22 protein-coding genes and 1 tRNA gene are annotated in these 24,085 nt (G+C 56.7%); 18 read left to right on the forward strand and 5 right to left on the reverse strand.

All coding sequences use genetic code 11. The features are described 5' to 3' along the window. Nucleotides 1-22: 22 nt before the first annotated feature. The 7 genes from pepP (at nucleotide 23) to P349_RS07400 (ending at nucleotide 9,569) form a co-directional block, all read left to right on the forward strand. Nucleotides 23-1,336, forward strand: coding sequence for a Xaa-Pro aminopeptidase (gene pepP, locus P349_RS07430; protein ID WP_152540092.1), 1,314 nt, complete (start codon nucleotides 23-25; stop codon nucleotides 1,334-1,336). Further along, nucleotides 1,333-2,511: a 2-octaprenyl-6-methoxyphenyl hydroxylase gene (ubiH, locus tag P349_RS07425; protein WP_032650136.1), complete on the forward strand. Its 1,179-nt coding sequence runs from the start codon at nucleotides 1,333-1,335 to the stop codon at nucleotides 2,509-2,511. Before pepP ends, ubiH begins: the two co-directional genes overlap by 4 nt. 12 nt (nucleotides 2,512-2,523) lie before the next feature. Further along, nucleotides 2,524-3,726, forward strand: coding sequence for an FAD-dependent 2-octaprenylphenol hydroxylase (gene ubiI, locus P349_RS07420; RefSeq protein ID WP_032650135.1), 1,203 nt, complete (start codon nucleotides 2,524-2,526; stop codon nucleotides 3,724-3,726). Nucleotides 3,727-4,246: 520 nt separating this feature from the next. Further along, nucleotides 4,247-5,341: a glycine cleavage system aminomethyltransferase GcvT gene (gcvT, locus tag P349_RS07415; RefSeq protein WP_032650461.1), complete on the forward strand. Its 1,095-nt coding sequence runs from the start codon at nucleotides 4,247-4,249 to the stop codon at nucleotides 5,339-5,341. A gap of 23 nt (nucleotides 5,342-5,364) precedes the next feature. After that, nucleotides 5,365-5,754 (forward strand): glycine cleavage system protein GcvH, encoded by a 390-nt coding sequence (gene gcvH, locus P349_RS07410; RefSeq protein WP_008499718.1) that lies wholly within the window; start codon nucleotides 5,365-5,367, stop codon nucleotides 5,752-5,754. Nucleotides 5,755-5,881: 127 nt separating this feature from the next. Beyond that, nucleotides 5,882-8,755 (forward strand): aminomethyl-transferring glycine dehydrogenase, encoded by a 2,874-nt coding sequence (gcvP, locus tag P349_RS07405; protein WP_032650134.1) that lies wholly within the window; start codon nucleotides 5,882-5,884, stop codon nucleotides 8,753-8,755. Nucleotides 8,756-8,825: 70 nt separating this feature from the next. Next, nucleotides 8,826-9,569, forward strand: coding sequence for an SDR family oxidoreductase (locus tag P349_RS07400; protein ID WP_032650132.1), 744 nt, complete (start codon nucleotides 8,826-8,828; stop codon nucleotides 9,567-9,569). Nucleotides 9,570-9,646: 77 nt separating this feature from the next. Here P349_RS07400 and P349_RS07395 read toward each other — a convergent pair whose 3' ends face one another. Both P349_RS07395 and P349_RS07390 read right to left on the reverse strand, forming a co-directional pair. Next, on the reverse strand, nucleotides 9,647-11,080 hold the full coding sequence (locus tag P349_RS07395; protein WP_032650131.1) for a 6-phospho-beta-glucosidase: 1,434 nt from the start codon (nucleotides 11,078-11,080) through the stop codon (nucleotides 9,647-9,649). A 116-nt stretch (nucleotides 11,081-11,196) separates the two neighbouring features. Further along, a complete protein-coding gene (locus P349_RS07390) occupies nucleotides 11,197-11,928 on the reverse strand; it encodes a MurR/RpiR family transcriptional regulator (RefSeq protein WP_032650129.1) in 732 nt (243 codons plus the stop codon). 265 nt (nucleotides 11,929-12,193) lie between these two features. On the opposite strand from P349_RS07390, the gene trhA reads away from it, so the two are divergent. Continuing rightward, nucleotides 12,194-12,853: a PAQR family membrane homeostasis protein TrhA gene (gene trhA / locus P349_RS07385; protein WP_032650127.1), complete on the forward strand. Its 660-nt coding sequence runs from the start codon at nucleotides 12,194-12,196 to the stop codon at nucleotides 12,851-12,853. A 98-nt stretch (nucleotides 12,854-12,951) separates the two neighbouring features. Here the strand turns inward: trhA and ygfZ are convergent, their stop codons facing one another. Then, the gene (ygfZ, locus tag P349_RS07380) at nucleotides 12,952-13,932 is read right to left on the reverse strand and encodes a tRNA-modifying protein YgfZ (protein WP_032650125.1); all 981 of its coding nucleotides are present in this window, start codon (nucleotides 13,930-13,932) and stop codon (nucleotides 12,952-12,954) included. Nucleotides 13,933-14,226: 294 nt separating this feature from the next. Here ygfZ and sdhE point away from each other — a divergent pair, with 294 nt between their 5' ends. After that, on the forward strand, nucleotides 14,227-14,493 hold the full coding sequence (sdhE, locus tag P349_RS07375; RefSeq protein ID WP_006178375.1) for an FAD assembly factor SdhE: 267 nt from the start codon (nucleotides 14,227-14,229) through the stop codon (nucleotides 14,491-14,493). Further along, nucleotides 14,474-14,884, forward strand: a complete 411-nt coding sequence (locus P349_RS07370) for a protein YgfX (protein WP_023326024.1) — start codon at nucleotides 14,474-14,476, stop codon at nucleotides 14,882-14,884. Before sdhE ends, P349_RS07370 begins: the two co-directional genes overlap by 20 nt. A 6-nt stretch (nucleotides 14,885-14,890) precedes the next feature. Here the strand turns inward: P349_RS07370 and fldB are convergent, their stop codons facing one another. Next, complete coding sequence (gene fldB, locus P349_RS07365; protein ID WP_032650124.1) at nucleotides 14,891-15,412, reverse strand: flavodoxin FldB; 522 nt, start codon at nucleotides 15,410-15,412, stop codon at nucleotides 14,891-14,893. A gap of 101 nt (nucleotides 15,413-15,513) precedes the next feature. Between fldB and xerD the strand changes: the two genes are divergently transcribed. The 5 genes from xerD to lysS all read left to right on the forward strand — a co-directional run bounded on the left by xerD (nucleotide 15,514) and on the right by lysS (nucleotide 21,607). Then, a complete protein-coding gene (gene xerD, locus P349_RS07360) occupies nucleotides 15,514-16,410 on the forward strand; it encodes a site-specific tyrosine recombinase XerD (RefSeq protein ID WP_023309098.1) in 897 nt (298 codons plus the stop codon). Between the two features lie 28 nt (nucleotides 16,411-16,438). Beyond that, nucleotides 16,439-17,152, forward strand: coding sequence for a bifunctional protein-disulfide isomerase/oxidoreductase DsbC (dsbC, locus tag P349_RS07355; protein WP_024906584.1), 714 nt, complete (start codon nucleotides 16,439-16,441; stop codon nucleotides 17,150-17,152). A 5-nt stretch (nucleotides 17,153-17,157) separates the two neighbouring features. Further along, the gene (recJ, locus tag P349_RS07350; RefSeq protein ID WP_032650122.1) at nucleotides 17,158-18,891 is read left to right on the forward strand and encodes a single-stranded-DNA-specific exonuclease RecJ; all 1,734 of its coding nucleotides are present in this window, start codon (nucleotides 17,158-17,160) and stop codon (nucleotides 18,889-18,891) included. Nucleotides 18,892-18,981: 90 nt separating this feature from the next. Beyond that, a protein-coding gene (gene prfB / locus P349_RS07345) for a peptide chain release factor 2 (RefSeq protein WP_096059326.1) occupies nucleotides 18,982-20,080 on the forward strand; the annotation gives its coding sequence in 2 pieces (ribosomal slippage) (nucleotides 18,982-19,056 and nucleotides 19,058-20,080; 1,098 coding nt in all). Nucleotides 20,081-20,089: 9 nt separating this feature from the next. Further along, complete coding sequence (lysS, locus tag P349_RS07340; RefSeq protein WP_032650119.1) at nucleotides 20,090-21,607, forward strand: lysine--tRNA ligase; 1,518 nt, start codon at nucleotides 20,090-20,092, stop codon at nucleotides 21,605-21,607. Between the two features lie 38 nt (nucleotides 21,608-21,645). Here lysS and idi read toward each other — a convergent pair whose 3' ends face one another. After that, nucleotides 21,646-22,188 carry an isopentenyl-diphosphate Delta-isomerase gene (idi, locus tag P349_RS07335; protein ID WP_032650117.1) on the reverse strand — a complete coding sequence of 181 codons (543 nt, stop codon included), beginning with the start codon at nucleotides 22,186-22,188 and terminating at the stop codon, nucleotides 21,646-21,648. A gap of 163 nt (nucleotides 22,189-22,351) precedes the next feature. On the opposite strand from idi, the gene actS reads away from it, so the two are divergent. The 3 genes from actS to P349_RS0124510 all read left to right on the forward strand — a co-directional run. Continuing rightward, complete coding sequence (gene actS / locus P349_RS07330; RefSeq protein WP_032650115.1) at nucleotides 22,352-23,095, forward strand: amidase activator ActS; 744 nt, start codon at nucleotides 22,352-22,354, stop codon at nucleotides 23,093-23,095. An 80-nt stretch (nucleotides 23,096-23,175) separates the two neighbouring features. Next, nucleotides 23,176-23,249, forward strand: a tRNA-Gly gene (locus P349_RS07325). 509 nt (nucleotides 23,250-23,758) lie between these two features. Then, on the forward strand, nucleotides 23,759-24,085 hold a 327-nt coding region (locus P349_RS0124510; RefSeq protein WP_032650114.1), incomplete at its 3' end, for a POTRA domain-containing protein.

Genomic DNA, 24,085 nt, shown 5'->3' on the forward strand with positions numbered 1-24,085 from the left:
CGCACAGGAGGGTGTCATGGTTATCTCAAGTCAAGAGTATTCGCGCCGTCGTCAGGCGCTGCTGGCAACAATGCAGCCGGGCAGCGCCGCGCTGATTTTTGCTGCGCCCGAAGTGACGCGCAGCGCCGACAGCGAATATCCCTATCGCCAGAGCAGCGACTTCTGGTACTTCACCGGCTTTAACGAGCCGGAAGCGGTACTGGTGCTGATTAAGAGCAATGACACCCACAACCACAGCGTGATTTTCAACCGCGTGCGCGATCTGACGGCCGAAATCTGGTTTGGCCGCCGCTTAGGGCAAGAGGCCGCACCGGAAAAGCTGGGCGTTGACCGCGCGCTGGCGTTTAGCGAAATCAACCAGCAGCTCTTCCAATTGCTTAACGGCCTCGACGTGCTCTATCACGCGCAGGGCGAATATGCGTACGCCGATGAGATTGTCTTCACCGCGCTGGATAAGCTGCGCAAAGGCTCGCGCCAGAACCTGTCCGCACCGGCCACGCTGACGGACTGGCGTCCGGTGGTGCATGAGATGCGCCTGTTCAAGTCTGAAGAAGAGCTGAATTTGATGCGCCGTGCGGGCGAAATCAGCGCGCTGGCGCACACCCGCGCGATGGAGAAATGCCGTCCCGGGATGTTCGAATACCAGCTGGAAGGCGAAATTCACCACGAATTTAACCGCCACGGCGCGCGCTATCCCTCCTACAATACCATCGTTGGCGGCGGGGAAAACGGCTGCATTCTGCACTACACCGAAAACGAAAGCGCGCTGCGCGACGGCGATCTGGTGCTGATTGACGCCGGTTGCGAATATCAGGGGTACGCGGGGGATATCACCCGAACCTTCCCGGTGAACGGTAAATTCTCGCCGGCACAGCGCGCGATTTACGACATTGTTCTCGAATCCCTTGAGACGGCGCTCAGGCTGTATCGCCCTGGAACTTCCATGCAGGAAGTGACCGGTGAAGTGGTGCGCATCATGATTAACGGTCTGGTCAGGCTCGGGATCCTGAAAGGGGATGTCGACACCCTGATTGCTGAAAATGCGCATCGACCGTATTTCATGCACGGCCTGAGCCACTGGCTGGGGCTGGACGTGCATGACGTTGGCGCATACGGCACCGACCGTTCGCGCGTGCTGGAGCCGGGCATGGTGTTAACCGTGGAGCCGGGTCTGTATATCGCGCCGGATGCCGACGTGCCTGAAGAGTACCGCGGGATTGGCATTCGTATTGAAGACGACATCGTGATTACCGAAACCGGTAACGAAAACCTGACCGCGAGCGTCGTGAAAAACGCTGACGATATTGAGGCGCTGATGGCAGCGGCACGCGCATGAGCGTGATTATCGTTGGCGGCGGCATGACCGGGGCTACGCTGGCACTGGCCATTTCACATTTGACGAAAGGCCAGCTTCCGGTGCACCTGGTGGAAGCCGTTGCGCCAGAGGCGTCCAACCACCCCGGTTTTGATGCCCGCGCCATTGCGCTCGCGCAGGGCACCTGCCAGCAGCTTTCCCGCATTGGCATTTGGCAGGCCATTGCCGACTGCGCCACGGCAATTAAAACCGTTCACGTCAGCGATCGCGGCCATGCTGGTTTTGTCACCCTGGACGCGAAGGATTATCGTATTGATGCTCTTGGGCAGGTGGTTGAGCTGCATGACGTCGGATTGCGTCTGTTCCGCCTGCTTCAGGACGCGCCGGGCGTTACGCTGCATTGTCCGGCGCGTGTGGCCAGCGTGAGCCGCAGTGAGGCGTCGGTTAGCGTGGCGCTGGAAAACGGCACCGTCCTTGAAGGCCAGCTTCTGGTCGCCGCGGACGGTTCGCGCTCGTCGCTCGGCACCCAGTGTGGCGTGGAGTGGCGGCAGCAGCCTTACGGCCAGGTGGCGGTCATTGCGAACGTCGCTACCGCAGCTGACCACGACGGCAGGGCGTTTGAACGCTTTACGCAGCATGGCCCGCTGGCGATGCTGCCGATGTCGGACGGGCGCTGTTCCCTGGTCTGGTGTCACCCGCAGGATAAAGCTGAAGAGGTGAAGGCCTGGTCAGACGAACGTTTTTGTACCGAGCTGCAAAAAGCCTTTGGCTGGCGGCTGGGGCGTATCACCCATGCCGGCCAGCGGGCGGTCTACCCGCTTTCGTTGACTACGGCCTCTCAGTCCATCTCCCATCGTCTGGCGCTTGTCGGTAATGCCGCGCAGACGCTGCACCCCATCGCGGGGCAAGGGTTCAACCTTGGTTTACGCGACGTCATGAGCCTGGCGGAAACCCTTTCACAGGCGTGGGGTGAGCAAAAAGACTGCGGGGCGTATTCGGTGCTGAGCCATTACCAGAAGCGCCGCCAGGCGGATAAAGAGGCCACCATCGGTGTGACCGATGGTCTGGTCCATCTTTTTGCCAATCGCTGGGTACCGCTGGTTGCGGGCCGCAACCTCGGGCTGATGGCGATGGAACTATTCATTCCGGCACGTGACGTGCTGGCGCAGCGGACCCTGGGTTGGGTCGCGCGTTAAGGAGTTATCACCGTGCAAAATGTTGATGTCGCCATCGTTGGCGGCGGAATGGTCGGACTGGCATTGGCCTGTGGTTTACAGGGCAGCGGCCTGCGCGTGGCTGTGCTGGAGCAAAAGCAGCCTCAGCCCGTTGCCCCGGATGCCCCGCCGGAACTCCGCGTCTCGGCGATCAATGCCGCCAGCGAGAAATTGCTGACGCACCTTGGCGTCTGGTCAGATATTGTGGCGCAGCGCGCCAGCTGCTATCACGGCATGGAAGTGTGGGATAAAGACAGCTTTGGTCATATTGCTTTTGATGATGAAAGCATGGGCTATAGCCATCTGGGTCACATCGTTGAAAACGCGGTGATCCACCACGCGCTGTGGCAGAAAGCACAGCAGTGCAGCGACGTGACCCTGATTGCGACTGCGCAGATCCAGCAGGTGGCGTGGGGCGAAAACGAGGCGTTTATCACCCTGCAGAGCGGCGACATGCTGACCGCGCGTCTGGTGGTCGGTGCTGACGGTGCCAACTCCTGGCTGCGTAATAAAGCCGATATCCCGCTGACCTTCTGGGACTATCGTCATCACGCGCTGGTGGCAACGATCCGCACCGAAGAGCCGCACGGCGGCGTGGCGCGCCAGATTTTCCACAACGACGGCATACTGGCGTTCCTGCCGCTTGCCGATCCGCACCTGTGCTCGATTGTCTGGTCCCTGGTGCCGGAGAAAGCCCAGCAGATGCAGGAGGCAACGCCGGACGCCTTTAACCAGGCGCTGTGCGTGGCCTTTGATAACCGCCTTGGCCTGTGCACGCTTGAAAGCGAGCGTCAGGTGTTCCCGTTAACCGGCCGCTACGCGCGTCAGTTTGCCGCGCACCGTCTGGCGCTGGTGGGGGATGCGGCGCATACCATTCATCCGCTGGCCGGGCAGGGCGTTAACCTTGGCTTTATGGACGCGGCGGAGCTGGTCGAGGAGCTGCGTCGCCTGCATCGCGAAGGGAAGGACATCGGGCAGCATCTCTATCTGCGCCGCTACGAGCGCAGCCGCAAGCACAGTGCGGCGATGATGCTGGCGGGCATGCAGGGCTTCCGCGAGCTGTTTGCCGGGGCGAATCCGGCGAAAAAACTGCTGCGCGATATCGGCCTCAAGCTGGCCGATACCCTTCCTGGCGTCAAACCTCAACTCCTCCGTCAGGCGATGGGTCTTAACGACCTGCCGGACTGGCTACGTTAAAATACACGTCATCCTTCAAGCTGCCTCTGCGTTGGCCGCGTCTGCTCACCCCAGTCACTTACTTGTGTAAGCTCCTGGGGACTCTCAGACTTGCCGCCTTGATGCAACTTGAATGATTTTGTGTATTGACCCCTGTCACACTTTATTTTCCCGGCCTCCGCGCCGGGGAAATGCCCTCGTTTGAAATATTCTAATTTTACGTCATTTTTCGCATTAGATAATCTAATGTCGCGTTTTTCTCGTTACGGAAATTCGGCCCGATTTTCCGCACGAAATATCACCATGTGCTAAATCCTGTTAGATCATTGTTAATTTTGTGCGGGGTTAATCGCATTTTTCCAGTGAATAACTCTGTAGGCTTTTTAGCGTTTTTTGGTCATAAGCTAATGTGATGACCCATTTTGCCTTATGGTTAACCGCCGGTTTCGGTGGTAAGTTCAGGTAAAAGAGAACGTTTGCGTCGGTGCCCGAACGCGGTGCCGATACCGGGTTTCACGGTGAATTTTTCAACGAGGACAAGATGGCTCAACAGACTCCTTTGTACGAACAACACGTGTTATGCGGCGCCCGCATGGTGGACTTCCATGGCTGGATGATGCCGCTGCACTACGGCTCGCAGATTGATGAGCACCACGCGGTGCGCACCGATGCCGGTATGTTCGACGTGTCCCACATGACGATTGTCGATCTGCGCGGTAGCCGCACCCGGGAGTTTTTGCGTTATCTGCTGGCAAACGACGTCGCCAAACTGAAGACGCCGGGTAAAGCGCTCTATACCGGCATGCTGAATGCCTCGGGCGGCGTGATTGATGACCTTATCGTCTATTACTTCACTGAAGATTTCTTCCGCCTCGTTGTAAACTCCGCCACCCGCGAAAAAGACCTCTCCTGGATCACCCAACACGCCGAACCTTATGCCATCGACATCACCGTCCGTGACGATCTGTCGCTGATCGCCGTGCAGGGGCCGAACGCGCAGGTGAAAGCCGCCTCTCTGTTTAACGACGAGCAGCGTAAAGCCATCGCTGGCATGAAGCCGTTCTTCGGCGTGCAGGCGGGCGATCTGTTTATCGCCACCACTGGCTATACCGGTGAAGCGGGCTACGAAATTGCCATGCCGAACGAGAAGGCCGCTGATTTCTGGCGTGCGCTGGTGGAGGCGGGCGTGAAGCCTGCGGGTCTGGGCGCGCGCGATACGCTGCGTCTGGAAGCGGGCATGAACCTCTACGGTCAGGAGATGGATGAAGGCGTCTCTCCGCTGGCCGCCAACATGGGCTGGACCATCGCGTGGGAACCGGCTGACCGTGACTTCATTGGCCGTGAAGCGCTGGAGATGCAGCGCGAGAAGGGCACCGAACAGCTGGTGGGCCTGGTGATGACCGAGAAGGGCGTGCTGCGCGGCGAACTGCCGGTGCGCTTTACCGATGCTGACGGCAATCCTCGCGAAGGCGTGATCACCAGCGGAACCTTCTCACCGACGCTGGGCTACAGTATTGCACTGGCACGCGTGCCGGCGGGGATTGGCGAAACGGCGGTGGTGCAAATCCGCAACCGCGAAATGCCGGTCAACGTGACTAAACCGATTTTTGTTCGCGCCGGTAAGCCGGTCGCCTAATCATTTTTATCAGGAGAACTTCAATGAGCAATGTGCCAGCAGAACTGAAATACAGCAAAGAACACGAGTGGCTGCGCAAAGAGGCGGACGGCACTTACACCGTAGGGATCACCGAGCACGCGCAAGAGCTGCTGGGCGACATGGTGTTTGTTGACCTGCCTGACGTGGGCACGACCGTTAGCGCGGGCGACGACTGCGCCGTGGCGGAGTCCGTAAAAGCGGCCTCTGACATCTACGCCCCTGTGAGCGGCGAAATCGTTGCCGTCAACGACGCGCTGAGCGATTCGCCAGAGCTGGTGAACAGCGAGCCTTATGAAGGCGGCTGGATCTTCAAGATCAAAGCCAGCGACGAATCCCAGGTTGCCGCGCTGCTGGATGCGACCGCGTACGAAGCACTATTGGAAGACGAATAACGTTGTGCCGGATGGCGCTGCGCTTATCCGGCCTACAGCTCAACGTAGGCCCGGTAAGCGTTAGCGCCACCGGGCAACAGCGTTACAGATAACTACGATTCACTGCACGTTTCAGGAACCATCGCTCATGACACAGACTTTAAGCCAGCTTGAAAACCGTGGCGCCTTCATTGAACGTCACATTGGGCCGGATGCTCAGCAACAGCAGGAGATGCTGAAGACAGTTGGCGCGGATTCATTAAACGCACTGATCGGCCAGATTGTGCCAAAAGACATCCAGCTTGCCACGCCGCCTCAGGTGGGGGAAGCTACCACGGAATTCGCCGCGCTGGCGGAGCTGAAGGCTATCGCCGGCCTGAATAAGCGCTATAAGTCTTACATTGGCATGGGCTATACCAACGTGCAACTGCCGCCGGTTATCCTGCGCAACATGCTGGAAAACCCGGGCTGGTACACCGCTTACACCCCGTATCAGCCAGAAGTTTCCCAGGGCCGTCTGGAAGCGCTGCTGAACTTCCAGCAGGTGACGCTGGATCTGACCGGCATGGATATCGCCTCTGCTTCTCTGCTGGATGAAGCGACCGCCGCCGCTGAAGCGATGGCGATGGCAAAACGCGTGAGCAAGCTGAAAAATGCCAACCGCTTCTTCGTCGCGGCGGACGTGCATCCGCAGACGCTGGACGTGGTGCGTACTCGCGCAGAGACCTTCGGCTTTGACGTGATCGTCGACGACGCCGACAAAGTGCTGGATCATCAGGACGTCTTCGGCGTGCTGCTGCAGCAGGTAGGTACGACGGGTGAAGTACACGACTACGGCACGCTGATTGCCGAGCTGAAATCCCGCAAAGTGGTTGTCAGCGTTGCCGCCGATTTTATGGCGCTGGTGCTGCTGACGGCGCCGGGTAAACAGGGCGCAGATATCGTATTCGGCTCCGCACAACGCTTCGGCGTACCGATGGGCTACGGCGGCCCGCACGCGGCGTTCTTCGGCGCGAAAGATGAATTCAAACGCTCCATGCCTGGCCGTATTATCGGCGTCTCCAAAGATGCTGCCGGTAACACTGCGCTGCGCATGGCGATGCAGACCCGCGAGCAGCATATCCGCCGCGAAAAAGCGAACTCTAACATCTGTACCTCGCAGGTGCTGCTGGCAAACATCGCCAGCCTGTACGCCGTGTTCCACGGCCCGGCGGGCCTGAAGCGCATTGCCAGCCGCATTCACCGCCTGGCCGATATTCTGGCCTGCGGTCTGCAGCAGAAAGGCCTTAAGCTGCGCCACGCCTACTACTTCGACACCCTGTGCGTGGACGTGGCGGACAAAGCGGCCGTGCTGGCGCGCGCGAATGCGGCAGAGATTAACCTGCGCAGCGACATTCACAACGCCGTCGGCATTACGCTGGATGAAAGCACCACCCGTGACGATATCCTGAACCTGTTCAGCGTGCTGCTGGGTGACGCGCACGGTCTGGACATTGATGCGCTCGACAAAGAAGTTGCGCTCGACAGCCGCTCCATTCAGGATAGCATGCTGCGTAACGACGCCATCCTGACGCATCCGGTCTTTAATCGCTACCACAGCGAGACCGAGATGATGCGTTATATGCACTCTCTGGAGCGCAAGGATCTGGCGCTGAACCAGGCGATGATCCCGCTGGGCTCCTGCACCATGAAGCTGAACGCCGCGGCAGAGATGATCCCTATCACCTGGCCTGAATTCTCCGAGCTGCACCCGTTCTGCCCGCCAGAGCAGGCGGAAGGTTATCACATGATGATCAACCAGCTTTCCGACTGGCTGGTGAAATTGACCGGTTACGACGCGCTCTGCATGCAGCCGAACTCCGGCGCGCAGGGCGAGTACGCGGGCCTGCTGGCGATCCGTCACTATCACGAAAGCCGCAACGAAGGCCACCGCGATATCTGCCTGATCCCAAGCTCCGCCCACGGTACCAACCCGGCCTCTGCCCAGATGGCGGGCATGGAAGTTGTGGTGGTGGCGTGCGATAAGAACGGCAACATCGATCTGGCCGACCTGCGTGCGAAAGCCGAGCAGGCGGGCGACAAGCTCTCCTGCATCATGGTGACCTACCCGTCTACCCACGGTGTGTACGAAGAAACCATCCGTGAAGTGTGCGAAGTCGTGCACCAGTTCGGCGGTCAGGTTTACCTCGACGGTGCAAACATGAACGCTCAGGTGGGCATTACCTCGCCGGGCTTTATCGGCGCGGACGTGTCGCACCTGAACCTGCACAAAACCTTCTGCATCCCGCACGGCGGTGGCGGCCCAGGCATGGGGCCAATCGGCGTGAAAGCGCATCTGGCGCCGTTTGTGCCGGGCCACAGCGTGGTGCAGATTGAAGGCATGCTGACCCGTCAGGGAGCGGTCTCAGCGGCACCATTCGGTAGCGCCTCTATCCTGCCAATCAGCTGGATGTATATCCGCATGATGGGCTCGGAAGGGCTGAAGCAGGCGAGCCAGGTGGCGATCCTGAACGCCAACTATATTGCGACTCGCCTGAAGTCCGCCTTCCCGGTGCTCTATACCGGCCGCGACGGTCGCGTGGCGCACGAGTGCATTCTGGATATTCGTCCGCTGAAAGAGCAGACCGGCATCAGCGAGCTGGATATCGCCAAGCGTCTGATCGACTACGGCTTCCACGCGCCAACCATGTCGTTCCCGGTTGCGGGCACGCTGATGGTGGAGCCAACGGAATCTGAAAGCAAAGCCGAGCTGGACCGCTTTATCGACGCGATGCTGGCCATCCGCATGGAGATCGACCGCGTGCAGGACGGCGAGTGGACGCTGGAAGATAACCCGCTGGTTAACGCCCCGCACACCCAGCACGAAATGGTGGCAGAGTGGAACCACGGCTATTCCCGCGAGCTGGCGGTCTTCCCGGCAGGCGTGGCGAACAAATACTGGCCGACCGTGAAGCGTCTTGATGACGTCTACGGCGACCGTAACCTGTTCTGCTCCTGCGTGCCGATGAGCGAATACCAGTAATAGTGCTGATGTAGTAACGTAGGCCGGGTAAGGCGAAGCCGCCACCCGGCTTTTTTATTGGGAGAAGCGAATGGCAATTGCACTGGTCACCGGCGCCAGCCGCGGCATCGGTAAAGCCACCGCGCTGCAGCTGGCTCGCGAAGGCTACACCGTGGCGGTGAACTATCATCACAACATTAAAGCCGCGACGGACGTCATCAGGCAGATTGTGGATGCAGGCGGTAAAGCCTTTACCGTCCGTGCAGACATCAGCGATGAAGCTCAGGTGCTGGCGATGTTTAACAGCCTCGATCGTGAAGGTGAGCCGCTGACCGCGCTGGTCAATAATGCGGGAATTCTGTTTGAGCAATCCACTATCGAGAATCTCTCCGCTGAGCGCATTAACCGCGTCCTGGCGACCAACGTCACGGGCTACTTCCTCTGCTGCCGGGAAGCGGTAAAGCGCATGTCCTTCAAACACGGCGGCAAGGGTGGGGCGATAGTGAACGTCTCTTCCGCGGCTTCACGTCTGGGCGCGCCGGGTGAATATGTGGATTATGCCGCGTCGAAGGGGGCGGTGGATTCGCTGACAACGGGTTTATCGCTTGAGGTCGCGGCGCAGGGCATTCGCGTCAACTGCGTCCGTCCGGGTCTGATCTATACCGATATCCATGCCTCAGGCGGAGAGCCGGGGCGGGTGGATCGCGTGAAATCATTGCTGCCGATGCAGCGCGGCGGCCAGCCGGAAGAAGTGGCGCAGGCGATTATCTGGCTGCTGAGCGAGAAGGCGTCGTACGTCACGGGCAGTTTTATAGAGCTGGCGGGCGGGAAATAAAAGCCGGGTGGCGGCTTCGCCTTACCCGGCCTACACGAGTAGTAGGCCCGGTAAGCGCAGCGCCACCGGGCAAAAAATCACAACACCTCGCCGTTGCTGGCAATCACCCCTTTATACCACTCGAAGCTCTTCTTACGGGAACGCGACATGTCGCCCGTGCCGTCGTCGTGCTTGTTCACGTAGATAAAGCCGTAGCGCTTGCTGTACTGGCCGGTGGTGAACGACACGCAGTCGATACAGCCCCATGGCGTATAGCCCATCAGATCCACGCCATCGTGCGTCACGGCTTTGATCATCTCTTCCACGTGGGCACGCAGGTAGTCGATACGATAGCCATCGTTGATGCTGCCGTCCTCTTCGACTTTATCGTAGGCGCCGAAGCCGTTTTCCACGATAAACAGCGGTTTCTGGTAACGCTCGTACAGTTCGCACAGGGAATAGCGTAGGCCTACCGGGTCAATCTGCCAGCCCCAGTCGGAGGCCTTCACGTGCGGGTTCGGTACGCTGCCTTCGAAACCGGAAATGGCATCGCCGGTACCGCCTTCCGCCTTCACCGCGTTGGTCATGTAGTAGCTGAAGCCCAGGTAGTCGCAGGTGCCTTCACGCAGGATCTGCTCGTCATCCGCTTCCATTTTAATGGAGAAGCCACGGCGCTCCCATTCGTTCAGCACGTAGGACGGGTAGTAGCCGCGCAGTTGGACATCGGTAAAGACGTAGCGCTCGCGCATTGATTCCTGGGCGAACATCACGTCTTCCGGTTTGCAGGAGAACGGATAGAGCGCCACCATCGCCAGCATGCAGCCGACTTTCATCTCTGGGTTAATGCGGCGCGCGGCTTTCACCGCCAGGGCGCTGGCCACAAACTGATGGTGCAGGACCTGGTACATGGTCTCTTCCGGATTGTCATGTTCGGTATAGACCACGCCCGAGCAGCAGTAACCGAACAGCGGCGCGCGCCAGTTGCGCTGGTTGTTGATTTCGTTGAAGGTCATCCAGTATTTGACCTTGTTTTTGTAGCGCTCAAAGACCACTTCCGCGAAGCGCACAAAGAAATCGACCACTCTACGGTTGGTCCAGCTACCGTACTCCTTCACCAGGTGCAGCGGCATTTCGAAGTGGGAGAGGGTGATTACCGGTTCAATGTTGTACTTCAGCAGCTCATCGAACATGTCGTCGTAAAACTTCAGACCCTCTTCGTTTGGCTGCGTTTCGTCACCGTTCGGGAAGATACGCGTCCAGGCAATAGAGGTGCGGAAACACTTGAAGCCCATCTCGGCAAACAGCTTGATGTCTTCTTTATAATGGCCGTGGAAATCAATCGCCTCATGATTGGGATAATATTTCCCCGGCACCACGTCCTGCGTGATTTCGCGCGGTACGCCGTGTGCGCCGCCGGTCAATACATCGCAAATGCTTGGCCCTTTACCGCCTTTGTTCCAGCCGCCTTCTACCTGGTGAGCCGCAACCGCGCCGCCCCATAAAAAATCTTTTGGTAAGGTCAATTTTTTCATCGCTGCTATTCTCAGTAATTGGCTTATTGGCATCGAGTCTAGCAAAGCGAAATTAAATGTCACGATATAACAAGGTGTGCATAATGTGATTTGTCACATCAAAAAAACAGGGTGTTTTATTCTGTGAGTTTCTTCGCCAGTTTACGTCCCAGAGACTCCAGAATATAAATGACGGGAATTTGCGTGGTGATGTCGTAGACGCCTGCAATACGCGTCTGAGGAACATGCCAGGAGAGATTAAAGTCCGCCAGCTTTGCGAGACGCGAGTGCTCATGGCTGGTAATGGAGAGCACTTTGCAGTGATGCAGGCTGAACTGGCTGGCGAAGCGCAGGATCTCCTCGGTCTCGCCCGAGACGGAGAGCACGATCGCCAGCGCATTTTTCGCCATATCATTGGTGACCGGGAAATAAGGGTCATCAATATGGTTGCTGAATTTTCCGATATTAGAAAAGAAACGTGCACCATATTTTGCAAGCGAGCCTGACGTGCCTGCGCCGACAAATATAATACGTTCCGACGATAAAATAATATCGACCGCACTATCTAATAACGCGTCGAACTCTTCATTATTCACGCTTTTAAAAAAGCTGATAATTTCGCTGGCACCGAAGTTCGCCTGCTGGGGCTCGTTCTGTTCAAGATAAAGCTTAAAGCGCACGCGGAATTCAGAATAGCCTTCGCAGTTAAGCTTGCGGCAAAAGCGCAGGATAGTGGTGGTTGAGACATCTGCCGCATCCGCCAGCTCGCGGATGGTCATGTACATGACTTTGTCACGATTTTTTATGACATAGTTGTAGACCATCATCTCCAGGTTATTGAGACTGGCAATGGCGGAGTGGGTGAACATACTCACAATGGCATAACTCTTATTCTGACCTCATCGTCACATCATAACATGCACCCGGACGGCAGGATCCATTTTTATGCTCTTGATTCATAATGATTAAATTTTTATGTGAACAATTGTTAGGTGAAAGATTTCTTTATATCTATGATTTTTAGGTATAAATTTTGAAATGAAATTATTTTAGCTAACAGGTGTTCACTGGAATCATTCTCAGTTAGCATAGTTATGCGATGAATAATCATCTTTTGTTTTCCCGGAGTTTTGTATGGTGAGCAGACCATTAATCGCACAGGGATATTCGCTGGCTGAGGAAGTAGCCAACAGCATCAGCCACGGCATTGGCCTGGTGTTTGGGATTGTCGGTTTAGTGTTATTGCTGGTACAGGCGATGGACACCAATGCCAGCGCGATGGCCATTACCAGCTACAGCCTGTATGGCGGGAGTATGATCCTGCTGTTCCTGGCGTCGACGCTGTATCACGCGATCCCGCATCAGCGGGCCAAGACGTGGCTCAAGAAATTTGACCACTGCGCTATCTATCTTCTGATTGCAGGCACCTACACACCGTTTTTGCTGGTGGGGCTTAACTCGCCGCTGTCGCGTGGCCTGATGATTGTTATCTGGAGCCTGGCACTGCTGGGGATCCTGTTTAAGCTGACCATAGCGCACCGGTTTAAGGTGCTGTCACTGGTTACCTATCTGACGATGGGCTGGCTGTCGCTGATTGTGGTGTATCAACTGGCGGTCAAACTGTCGGTAGGGGGCGTGACGCTTTTGGCCTTAGGCGGTGTGGTGTACTCGCTCGGCGTGATCTTCTACGTCTGCAAGCGCATCCCGTACAACCATGCCATCTGGCACGGCTTTGTGCTGGGCGGCAGCGTATGCCACTTTTTGGCTATTTATTTGTACGTGGGGCAGGCGTAGTTTTTCCACCGTGCCTCACCCCGGCCCTCTCCCACAGGGAGAGGGAGGACACCAAAACCGTAGGCCCGGTAAGCGCAGCGCCACCGGGCGATACAGCATCACTCTTCCAGTGAATACGGCAGCGGCTCGATGCTCAGTGTGTTCGCATCGTCACGCACGCGGAACACGCTGTCAGCCTCCATGTCGTTGTTCATGACGGCTTGAACCAAAAGACGTCCATCATCCAGCTGTACAGCGGCTAACACGGTGCCGGTGCGGCGCCAGTTATCACCCATCTTCAGCTCTAAGTCTTCACCCGCTTCAGGTACACGGCTGGCATGGCCCGCCAGCGTCCACAGCGCACGTTTGTTTGCCCCGCGGAATTTCGCACGGGCGACCATCTCCTGGCCGGTGTAACAGCCCTTTTTAAAGCTGATGCCTCCCAGCGCCTGCAGGTTGGTTGCCTGAGGAATAAACTGCGCGCTGTTTGCGGCGTCAATGATCGGCAGACCCGCTTCGATGTTCAGCGCCAGCCACTGCTGACTGTTGTTGAGCTGCGCTTCGCCGCGCAGCGCTTCGGTGACGCGTTCGGCAGTTGCTGCATCCGTAACTAACAGGAAACGCTCCGCCGGGTGTTCAAACCACAGGATGGATGTCGCGCCTTCGCTGACCACCTGCTTTTCCGCATCCGGCAGTTCGCTGAACAGATTTTTCAGCGCCGCACGCGCCTGGAAGCCAGCCACACCCAGCAGGACATGTTCGTCGTCCGGGGCGATAGTGACTTTGGAGAAGACCGCGTATTTTTTCAGCTCTTTGAGCTGGGCGTCACGCAGGCTGCGGCGCTCAATAAAGGCAAAACCGTTCTGACGGCGGAACAGACGCAGGTTGCTCCACATTTTGCCTTTTGGGTCGCAATGGGCGGCCAGCAGGTGCTGGTGTTCGGTCATCTGACTGACGTCGGCGGTCACCTGGCCCTGCAGATATTTTTCGGCGTCGGCACCGGTGAGCGTCGCCAGCGCCCAGTCATCAAGAGAAATAAGCGTCAGCGGCAGACGCGCAGAGGCGGCGGGCTGGCGAGGAGAAAATGGTGTAAAGGCCATAACGATATCCTGAATTGCTTAACGCTTTGATAATGCCTAATGGTAAAAGAGCCTGCAGGCAATGCAAGCGCTTTCAACAGGCCATTTGTGCCATAAACCGGTTGTGCGTAACACCACGCAAAATAATGTAATCCGCTGTCTTTGTAGGGATTATTCTGGAAGCCTGCTCGTCGATCGCAATATTCCAGTAATGAAACGGTCAAAAACACGTTACACTAGCTGGTGTCCCCGTAGAGAAATAAAGAACACTGAAGGGGGTACCGACTGTGCCAAACGTAATGCAGGAAACTGAACATGGATATTAACAACAAGGCCCGTATTCACTGGGCGTGCCGCCGCGGCATGCGTGAACTTGATATTTCCATCATGCCTTTCTTCGAATATGAGTATGACACCTTAAGCGACGATGATAAGCGTCTGTTTGTTCGACTGCTTGAGTCTGACGATCCGGATTTATTCAACTGGCTGATGAACCACGGCAAACCCGCCGACACCGAGTTGCAACGGATGGTGCAATTAATTCAAACACGGAATCGGGAACGTGGTCCTGTGGCAATCTGATCTTCGCGTCTCGTGGCGCTCGCAGTGGATGTCTTTATTGCTCCACGGCCTGGTTGCGGCCATTGTGTTACTGATGCCGTGGCCGCTGAGCTATACGCCGCTGTGGCTGCTGTTATTGTCGTTTGTCGTTTTTGACAGCGTACGCAGCCAGCGTCGCATTAATGCCCGCCAGGGAGAGATTAAATTACTGATGGATTCCCGTCTGCGCTGGCAGGGTAAAGAGTGGGATATCCTCGGTATGCCCTGGATGCTCAACTGCGGCATGATGTTACGGTTACGCAAGGTGGACGGCGGGCGTTGCCAGCATCTGTGGCTGGCGGCTGACAGTATGGATGCTGCCGAGTGGCGAGACCTGCGCCGGATGTTGCTACAACAGACGACGCAGGGGTAACGCGCGTTAGCTAAACTTCTCTGCCATTTCGCCCAGGATCTGCTCGCACCAGCTTTGCAGGCGCTCATCGCTGAGATCGTACTGGTTGGTTTCATCCAGCGCGAGCCCAACAAACAGCTCGCCGTCGGCAATAATCGGCTTTTTACTGGTGAACTCGTAACCTTCGGTTGGCCAGTAGCCGATGAACGACACCCCTTTCGGCGCCAGCTTATCATGCAGCATGCCGAGCGCGTCCAGGAACCACTCCCCGTAACCCAACTGATCCCCCATGCCGTACATGGCAATGATTTTGCCTTCGAGGTTGAGCGTATCAAGCTGGTCCCAGATAGCTTCCCAGTCTTCCTGTATCTCGCCGAAATCCCATGTCGGGATGCCGAGGATCAGCACGTCATACTGCTCCATCAGCGTAAGCGCGTCATCTTTCAGGTTATGCAACGTCACCAGTTCCGGGCCAATGATGTCGCGAATTTTCTCTGCCGCCATTTCGGTGTAGCAGGTGCTGGAACCATAGAACAGACCAATATTCATCGCGTAACTATCTCAATTCTTGCTTTGACTTTGCGCGTAGTGTACCAGAAACCGGTCGCAATCAGGCATAATGGCCTGATTGCAGAATCAAAGGGGCTGATGTGGAAAAGGATCTCGCACTGATCGAACAGTTTCTCGACGCGCTGTGGCTGGAGAAAAACCTGGCCGAGAATACCCTCAGCGCCTACCGTCGCGATCTCACCATGCTGGTGGAGTGGCTCGCGCACCGGGGTTTATCCCTTGCGAGTGCACAGCGTGACGACCTGCAGGCGCTGCTTGGGGAACGTATCGCAGGGGGCTACAAAGCCACCAGTTCCGCACGTTTACTCAGCGCCATGCGTCGGCTGTTCCAGCATCTCTATCGTGAGAAGATCCGCGAGGACGATCCCAGCGCGCTGCTGGCATCCCCTAAACTCCCGCAGCGGCTGCCGAAAGATCTCAGCGAAGCACAAGTTGAGAGATTATTACAGTCACCGGCAGTTGACCTGCCGCTGGAGTTACGCGATAAAGCCATGCTTGAGCTATTGTATGCTACCGGCCTGCGCGTTTCGGAACTGGTTGGTCTGACGATGAGCGACATCAGCCTGCGTCAGGGCGTGGTGCGCGTCATCGGTAAAGGAAACAAGGAAAGGCTGGTTCCGCTGGGTGAAGAGGCGGTTTACTGGCTGGAAACGTACCTGGAGCATGGTCGTCCGTGGCTGCTCAATGGTACGTCTATCGACGTCCTGTTTCCAAGCCAGCGCGCGCAGCAGATGACGCGGCAAACGTTCTGGCATCGCATCAAGCATTACGCCACACTGGCGGGTATCGACAGTGAAAAGCTTTCGCCGCACGTATTGCGTCACGCCTTCGCGACGCATCTGTTAAACCACGGCGCTGATTTACGCGTGGTGCAGATGCTGCTGGGGCACAGCGATCTTTCCACAACGCAAATTTACACCCATGTCGCGACGGAACGCCTGCGGCAGCTACACCAACAGCACCACCCTCGTGCGTGAGTGCCGACGAATTGTAACAGGAACACTTATGAAAAAGTCTTTCGCGCTGTTCACCCTGCTGGCAGCCTCATTTACCGGTTTCGCCCATGCGGACGACGCCGCCATCAAACAGTCGCTGGCTAAGCTTGGCGTCACCGGCAGCGATATTCAGCCTGCACCGGTTGCCGGCATGAAAACGGTGCTGACGAGCAGCGGCGTGCTGTACGTCACCGAAGACGGCAAACACATTATTCAGGGGCCAATGTACGACGTGAGCGGCGCGCAGCCGGTGAACGTCACCAACCAGCTGCTGATGAAAAACCTGAACGCGCTCGAAAAAGAGATGATCGTCTATAAGGCGGCGCAGGAAAAACACGTCATTACCGTTTTCACCGACATCACCTGCGGCTACTGCCACAAGCTGCATGAAGAGATGAAAGATTACAACGCGCTGGGTATTACCGTGCGTTATCTTGCCTTCCCGCGTGCGGGCGTGCAGAGCCAGCCAGAGCAGGACATGAAGGCGATCTGGTGTGCGAAAGACCGCAACAAAGCGTTTGACGACGCGATGAACGGCAAAGGCGTTAAGCCGGCCTCCTGCGACATTGATATTGCTAACCACTACGCGCTTGGCGTGCAGTTTGGCGTTAACGGTACGCCAGCGATTGTCCTGAGCAACGGCTATGTCGTTCCAGGCTATCAGGGACCGAAAGAGATGAAAGAGTTCCTCGACGCGCACCAGAAACAGTTTGGTGGTAAATAATCCGCGTGAAAGCCCCAATAAAATTGCGCCGCCGTGAGGCGGTTGAACCGGTTGATTTGCCAGACGATCTCCCGGCGCTGCTTAAGCGTCTCTACGCCAGCCGCGGCGTGCGTAGCGCTGAGGATCTTGAACGCAGCGTGAAAGGGATGCTGCCCTGGCAGCAGCTGAGCGGTATCGAAAAAGCCACTGAAATGCTCTACAACGCGCTTCGTGAGGGAACGCGGATTGTGGTGGTAGGGGATTTCGACGCCGACGGCGCAACCAGCACCGCGCTGAGCGTGCTCAGCCTGCGCGCGCTGGGCTGCGATAACGTCACGTATCTGGTGCCGAACCGTTTTGAAGACGGCTATGGCCTCAGCCCGGAAGTGGTCGATCAGGCCCACGCCCGTGGTGCGCAGATGATCATGACCGTCGATAACGGGATCTCTTCCCATGCGGGGGTCGATCATGCCCACGCGCTGGGGATCCCGGTGCTGGTCACCGATCACCATCTCCCCGGTGAAACGCTGCCTGCCGCCGAGGCGATTATTAACCCCAACCTGCGCGACTGTGATTTTCCGTCGAAATCCCTTGCGGGCGTAGGCGTGGCGTTTTATCTGATGCTGGCGTTGCGTACCCTGTTACGCGACAAGGGCTGGTTCGAATCCCGCGGTATTGCCGTACCGAACCTGGCCGAATACCTCGATCTGGTGGCACTGGGTACCGTCGCTGACGTGGTGCCGCTTGATACCAATAACCGTATTTTGACCTGGCAGGGCTTAAGCCGTATCCGGGCAGGCAAGTGCCGTCCAGGGATCAAGGCGCTGCTGGAAATCGCCAACCGCGACCCGCTCAAGCTGGCGGCAAGCGATTTGGGCTTTGCCCTTGGGCCGCGCCTGAACGCGGCAGGAAGACTGGACGATATGTCCGTTGGCGTCGCGCTGCTGCTGTGCGACAACATCGGTGAAGCGCGCGTGCTGGCCAACGAGCTGGACGCCCTGAACCAGACCCGTAAAGAGATTGAGCAGGGGATGCAGGCCGAAGCGCTGACCCTGTGTGAAAAACTTGAGCGCAGCGGCGATACGCTGCCGGGCGGCCTGGCGATGTACCATCCCGAGTGGCATCAGGGCGTGGTCGGCATTCTGGCGTCGCGCATCAAAGAGCGCTTCCACCGCCCGGTGATCGCGTTCGCCCCCGCGGGCGACGGCACGCTCAAAGGCTCTGGCCGCTCAATCCAGGGTCTGCACATGCGTGATGCCCTGGAGCGTCTTGATACGCTGTACCCGGGCCTGATGATCAAGTTTGGTGGCCATGCGATGGCGGCGGGCCTGTCGCTGGAAGAGGCGAAGTTCGACGAGTTCCAGCGGCTGTTTGGTGAACTGGTCACCGACTGGATCGACCCGGCCCTGTTGCAGGGGGAAGTGGTGTCCGATGGTGAGCTTTCACCGCTTGAGATGACGATGGACGTGGCGCAAATGCTCCGCGATGCCGGTCCATGGGGGCAGATGTTCCCGGAACCGCTGTTCGACGGCCGTTTCCGCCTGCTGCAACAGCGTATCGTCGGCGAACGTCATCTAAAAGTGATGGTCGAGCCCGTGGGCGGCGGCCCGCTGCTGGACGGCATTGCCTTTAACGTTGACACGGCAGTATGGCCAGACAACGGCGTACGCGAGGTCGAGCTGGCGTACAAACTGGACATCAACGAGTTTCGCGGTAACCGCACCCTTCAGATCATCATCGACAATATCTGGCCAATTTAGCGGCAGTAATCTCTATAAAAAAGGGCGTGGATTCGGTACAATCCCGCTCTTATCACCGCATTTTGACAAGTCCATAAAAGAAAACAGACCATGTTTGAAATTAATCCGGTAAAAAACCGTATTCAGGACCTCACGGAGCGCTCTGACGTTCTTAGGGGGTATCTTTGACTACGATGCCAAGAAAGAGCGTCTTGAAGAAGTAAACGCCGAGCTGGAACAGCCGGACGTCTGGAACGAACCTGAACGCGCGCAGGCGCTGGGTAAAGAGCGTTCCTCTCTCGAAGCTATCGTAGATACGCTGGATCAAATGGCCCAGGGGCTGGAAGATGTTTCCGGTTTGCTGGAGCTGGCCGTCGAAGCCGACGACGAAGAAACCTTTAACGAAGCCGTGGCAGAACTCGACGTGCTGGAAGAGAAGCTGGCGCAGCTTGAATTCCGTCGCATGTTCTCCGGCGAATACGACAGCGCTGACTGCTATCTTGATATTCAGGCAGGTTCTGGCGGTACTGAAGCGCAGGACTGGGCCAGCATGCTGACGCGCATGTACCTGCGTTGGGCAGAAGCGCGCGGCTTCAAAACCGAAATTATCGAAGAGTCTGAAGGTGAAGTGGCCGGTATTAAATCCGTCACCATCAAGATCATCGGTGACTACGCCTACGGCTGGCTGCGTACTGAAACCGGCGTTCACCGCCTGGTGCGTAAGAGCCCGTTCGACTCCGGCGGCCGTCGTCATACCTCCTTCAGCTCCGCGTTCGTTTACCCGGAAGTTGACGAAGATATCGATATCGAAATTAACCCGGCGGACCTGCGTATCGACGTTTATCGCGCATCCGGCGCGGGCGGCCAGCACGTTAACCGTACGGAATCGGCGGTGCGTATTACCCACATTCCAACCGGGCTGGTCACGCAATGCCAGAACGACCGTTCCCAGCATAAGAACAAAGACCAGGCCATGAAGCAGATGAAAGCGAAGCTTTATGAGCTGGAGATGCAGAAGAAAAATGCTGAGAAACAGGCGATGGAAGACAACAAGTCTGACATCGGCTGGGGCAGCCAGATCCGTTCTTACGTCCTTGATGACTCCCGCATCAAAGACCTGCGTACCGGGGTTGAAACCCGCAACACGCAGGCGGTGCTGGACGGCAGCCTGGACCAATTTATCGAAGCAAGTTTGAAAGCAGGGTTATGAGGAACCAACATGTCTGAACAACAAGCACAGGGCGCTGACGCGGTAGTCGATCTTAACAACGAACTGAAAACCCGCCGCGAGAAGCTGGCAGCGCTGCGCGAGCAGGGCGTGCCGTTCCCGAACGATTTTCGTCGTGACCATACCTCAGACCAACTGCACGCTGACTTCGACGCGAAAGAGAACGAAGAGCTGGAAGCGCTGAACGTCGAAGTGGCCGTTGCAGGCCGCATGATGACCCGTCGTATCATGGGTAAAGCCTCCTTCGTAACCCTGCAGGACGTTGGCGGCCGTATCCAGCTGTACGTTTCCCGTGACGATCTGCCGGAAGGCATCTACAACGAGCAGTTCAAGAAGTGGGACCTGGGCGATATCCTGGGCGCGAAAGGTAAACTGTTCAAAACCAAAACCGGTGAACTGTCTATCCACTGCACCGAGCTGCGTCTGCTGACCAAAGCCCTGCGCCCGCTGCCGGACAAATTCCACGGCCTGCAGGATCAGGAAGCGCGCTACCGTCAGCGTTACCTGGATCTCATCTCTAACGATGAATCCCGCAAGACCTTCAAAATTCGCTCCCAGATCATGGCCGGTATCCGCCAGTTCATGGTGAACCGCGACTTTATGGAAGTGGAAACACCAATGATGCAGGTGATCCCTGGCGGCGCGTCTGCGCGTCCGTTCATCACCCATCACAACGCCCTGGACCTGGACATGTACCTGCGTATCGCGCCGGAACTGTACCTGAAGCGTCTGGTGGTTGGTGGTTTTGACCGCGTGTTCGAAATCAACCGTAACTTCCGTAACGAAGGTATCTCCGTTCGTCATAACCCAGAGTTCACCATGATGGAACTCTACATGGCGTATGCGGATTACAAAGATCTGATCGAGCTGACCGAATCCCTGTTCCGCACCCTGGCGCAGGACATTCTGGGCACCACCGAAGTGCCTTACGGTGAAGAAGTCTTCGACTTCGGTAAGCCTTTCGAAAAACTGACCATGCGCGAAGCGATCAAGAAATACCGTCCTGAGACCAACATGGCGGATCTGGATAACTTCGATTCTGCGAAAGCGATCGCCGACAGCATCGGTATCAAGGTTGAGAAGAGCTGGGGTCTGGGCCGTATCGTGACCGAGATCTTCGAAGAAGTCGCCGAAGCGCACCTGATTCAGCCGACCTTCATCACCGAATACCCGGCTGAAGTCTCTCCGCTGGCACGTCGTAATGATCAGAACCCGGAGATCACTGACCGCTTCGAATTCTTCATCGGCGGCCGTGAAATCGGCAACGGCTTTAGCGAGCTGAACGATGCGGAAGACCAGGCTCAGCGTTTCCAGGATCAGGTTGACGCGAAAGCGGCAGGCGACGACGAAGCGATGTTCTTCGACGAAGACTACGTGACCGCGCTGGAGCACGGTCTGCCACCAACGGCGGGTCTGGGGATTGGTATCGACCGTATGGTAATGCTGTTCACTAACAGCCACACCATCCGCGACGTGATCCTGTTCCCGGCGATGCGCCCGGTGAAATAAGACATTAAGATGTAAAAAAAGCCCCGAAAGGGGCTTTTTTATTGCGCCGCGAAGGCTTTGAGTTTTTCGCGGGCGGTCGTCGCTTCCATGACCATCCACGGGCTAAAGGCCCAGGGCGTCGCGTCCAGCGCGCGGAATAACGCGTCCAGCTCAACCCACTGATAGTCCATCACTTCATCTTCGTTTATCGTCACGTCATTGGTGATGCGGGCGGCGAATACCGGGCAAATTTCGTTTTCCACGATCCCGGACGGGTCGGTTTCCCGATAGCGAAATTCAGGGGCGACGGCGGTGATATCGGCCAGTTCCGCGCCCACTTCAAAGCGGCAGCGGCGGATTATCGCCTGTATCGTCTCTTCGCCGGACTGCGGGTGGCCGCAGACGGAGTTGGTCCAGACGCCGGGCCAGGCTTTTTTGCTTAAGGCGCGCCGGGTGATCAGACATTCGCCTTTTGCGTTAAAAAGCCAGGAAGAGAAAGCCAGATGCAGCGGGGTGTGTAACGTGTGCGCGGCATACTTTTCCTGAGTGCCAATCACCATTCCCTGGTCGTTTACCAAAATAACGTGTTCTTGAATACTCATTGATGCTCCAGTGCCAAAATGCCGAGTGGTTCAGCACCATCAGCCGAAGCATTATACTGCATTCTTATACGAACGGTTTGGCTCGTAGAGCGGAAAAGGGCATGACCCCTGTTCGTTTTGGCTGTTATCATAGGGCGCCATTCACGCTGACCGAGGATCTGTTTTGTTTGCAGGAAGCCTGACGAAAAATCCCATTACCGCTGTTTTTTGCCTGACGTTGACGCTATTCCTGGCGGGCTGTTCAGGAAGCAAATCCTCGGATACGGGAAGCTATTCCGGTTCGGTCTATACCGTTAAGCGCGGGGATACGCTATACCGGATTTCACGCGCAACGGGGACCAGCGTGAAGGATCTGGCGCGGCTGAATAACCTTTCTCCGCCCTACACCATCGAGGTGGGGCAGCAGCTGAAGGTGAGCGGCGGATCGTCCTCGGGTAAAAAGTCCTCTTCGAAAGGCAAAACCGCCAAAGTGACGCCGTCCTATCAGGTGCCGCAATCGTCATGGCCGCCGGTTGGACAGCGCTGCTGGATTTGGCCTGCCAGCGGTAAAGTGGTCGCCCCTTACTCACTCTCTGAAGGTGGTAACAAGGGGATAGATATCGCCGCTGCGCGCGGTACGCCGGTTTATGCCTCCGGAGCCGGGAAGGTGGTTTATGTCGGTAACCAGCTGCGCGGCTACGGTAACCTGATCATGATTAAGCATGGCGAAGACTACATCACGGCCTATGCGCACAACGACACGATGCTGGTCAACAACGGGCAGAACGTCAAAGCCGGGCAGAAGATTGCCACCATGGGCAGTACCGGTACGGATGCGGTGAAGCTGCATTTCCAGATTCGCTATAAGGCGACGGCCATCGATCCGCAGCGTTATCTTCCTGCGCCCGGCAGCAAACCGAAGTGCTAAGTGATTATTTAATCGCCGGTTAGTTGTGAAGAGGCTTGTATGAAGGTGCGTAAGGTCTATAATGCCATACGCACCTCAAAGCGGGCGTAGTTCAATGGTAGAACGAGAGCTTCCCAAGCTCTATACGAGGGTTCGATTCCCTTCGCCCGCTCCAGATTTTCTTGATGTTATCTTCCTCTGTCTATTTTTTACCCAGTTTATGCTTTTCCATCCAGGTATCGTCATGCTGTAGTTTGATCGCTTCAACGAAGTTATCACGCATGCCTCCATATTCAGCACTGAGTTATCAGGTGTCATCAGAATTTGCAGCACGATGAATGCAACGTGTAATTTAATCTGCGCTGCTAGCTGATGTTTATATCTAACTATTGGGAGGGGTGGTTAATATTTTGTGAAAGAAGAAACAATCAGGCAATAATAAAAAAATCCGATATGACGCTCTTCGTCATAACGGTTTTTTTAAACTTAACGCAAATATTACTACCAATTATAGTAGCCCTCTTTTTGAGACTATTCCCTATTGCGCCAGAGCTGTCATACTGAGGAAAACAAAAAATATTATCCTTTAATATGCGCTATTACAGCAAAGCCGTCTTTTTTTGCTCGTTATTTTTTTGTTCTCTGAGCCATGCAGCCCCCCTTACTCCTGCTGACCGGGACACAGTGCGTCAGCAGCAGGAGGAACTGTTATTAAAGAACCAGCAACAGCGTGAAGAGCTGGAGCGCAGTATTCCTCGCCCCGCGCCTGCCAGACCGCTGCCTGTTACCGGCTCCGGGCCCTGTTTCACCATTCATACCATTACCCTTTCCGGTGCGACCTTAATCTCCCCGAAAACCCGGCAGACCCTTGTCGCGCCGTGGCTGGGCCGCTGTCTGGATATGGCGAAAATAACGGAACTTCTCGCCCATATTTCTGACTGGTATATCAGCCGGGGCTATATCACCAGCCGCGCTTTTCTTACCGAGCAGGATCTCTCCGGCGGCCAGCTG

Source organism: Enterobacter sp. DC4 (assembly GCF_000568095.1).
Taxonomy (GTDB): domain Bacteria; phylum Pseudomonadota; class Gammaproteobacteria; order Enterobacterales; family Enterobacteriaceae; genus Enterobacter; species Enterobacter pseudoroggenkampii.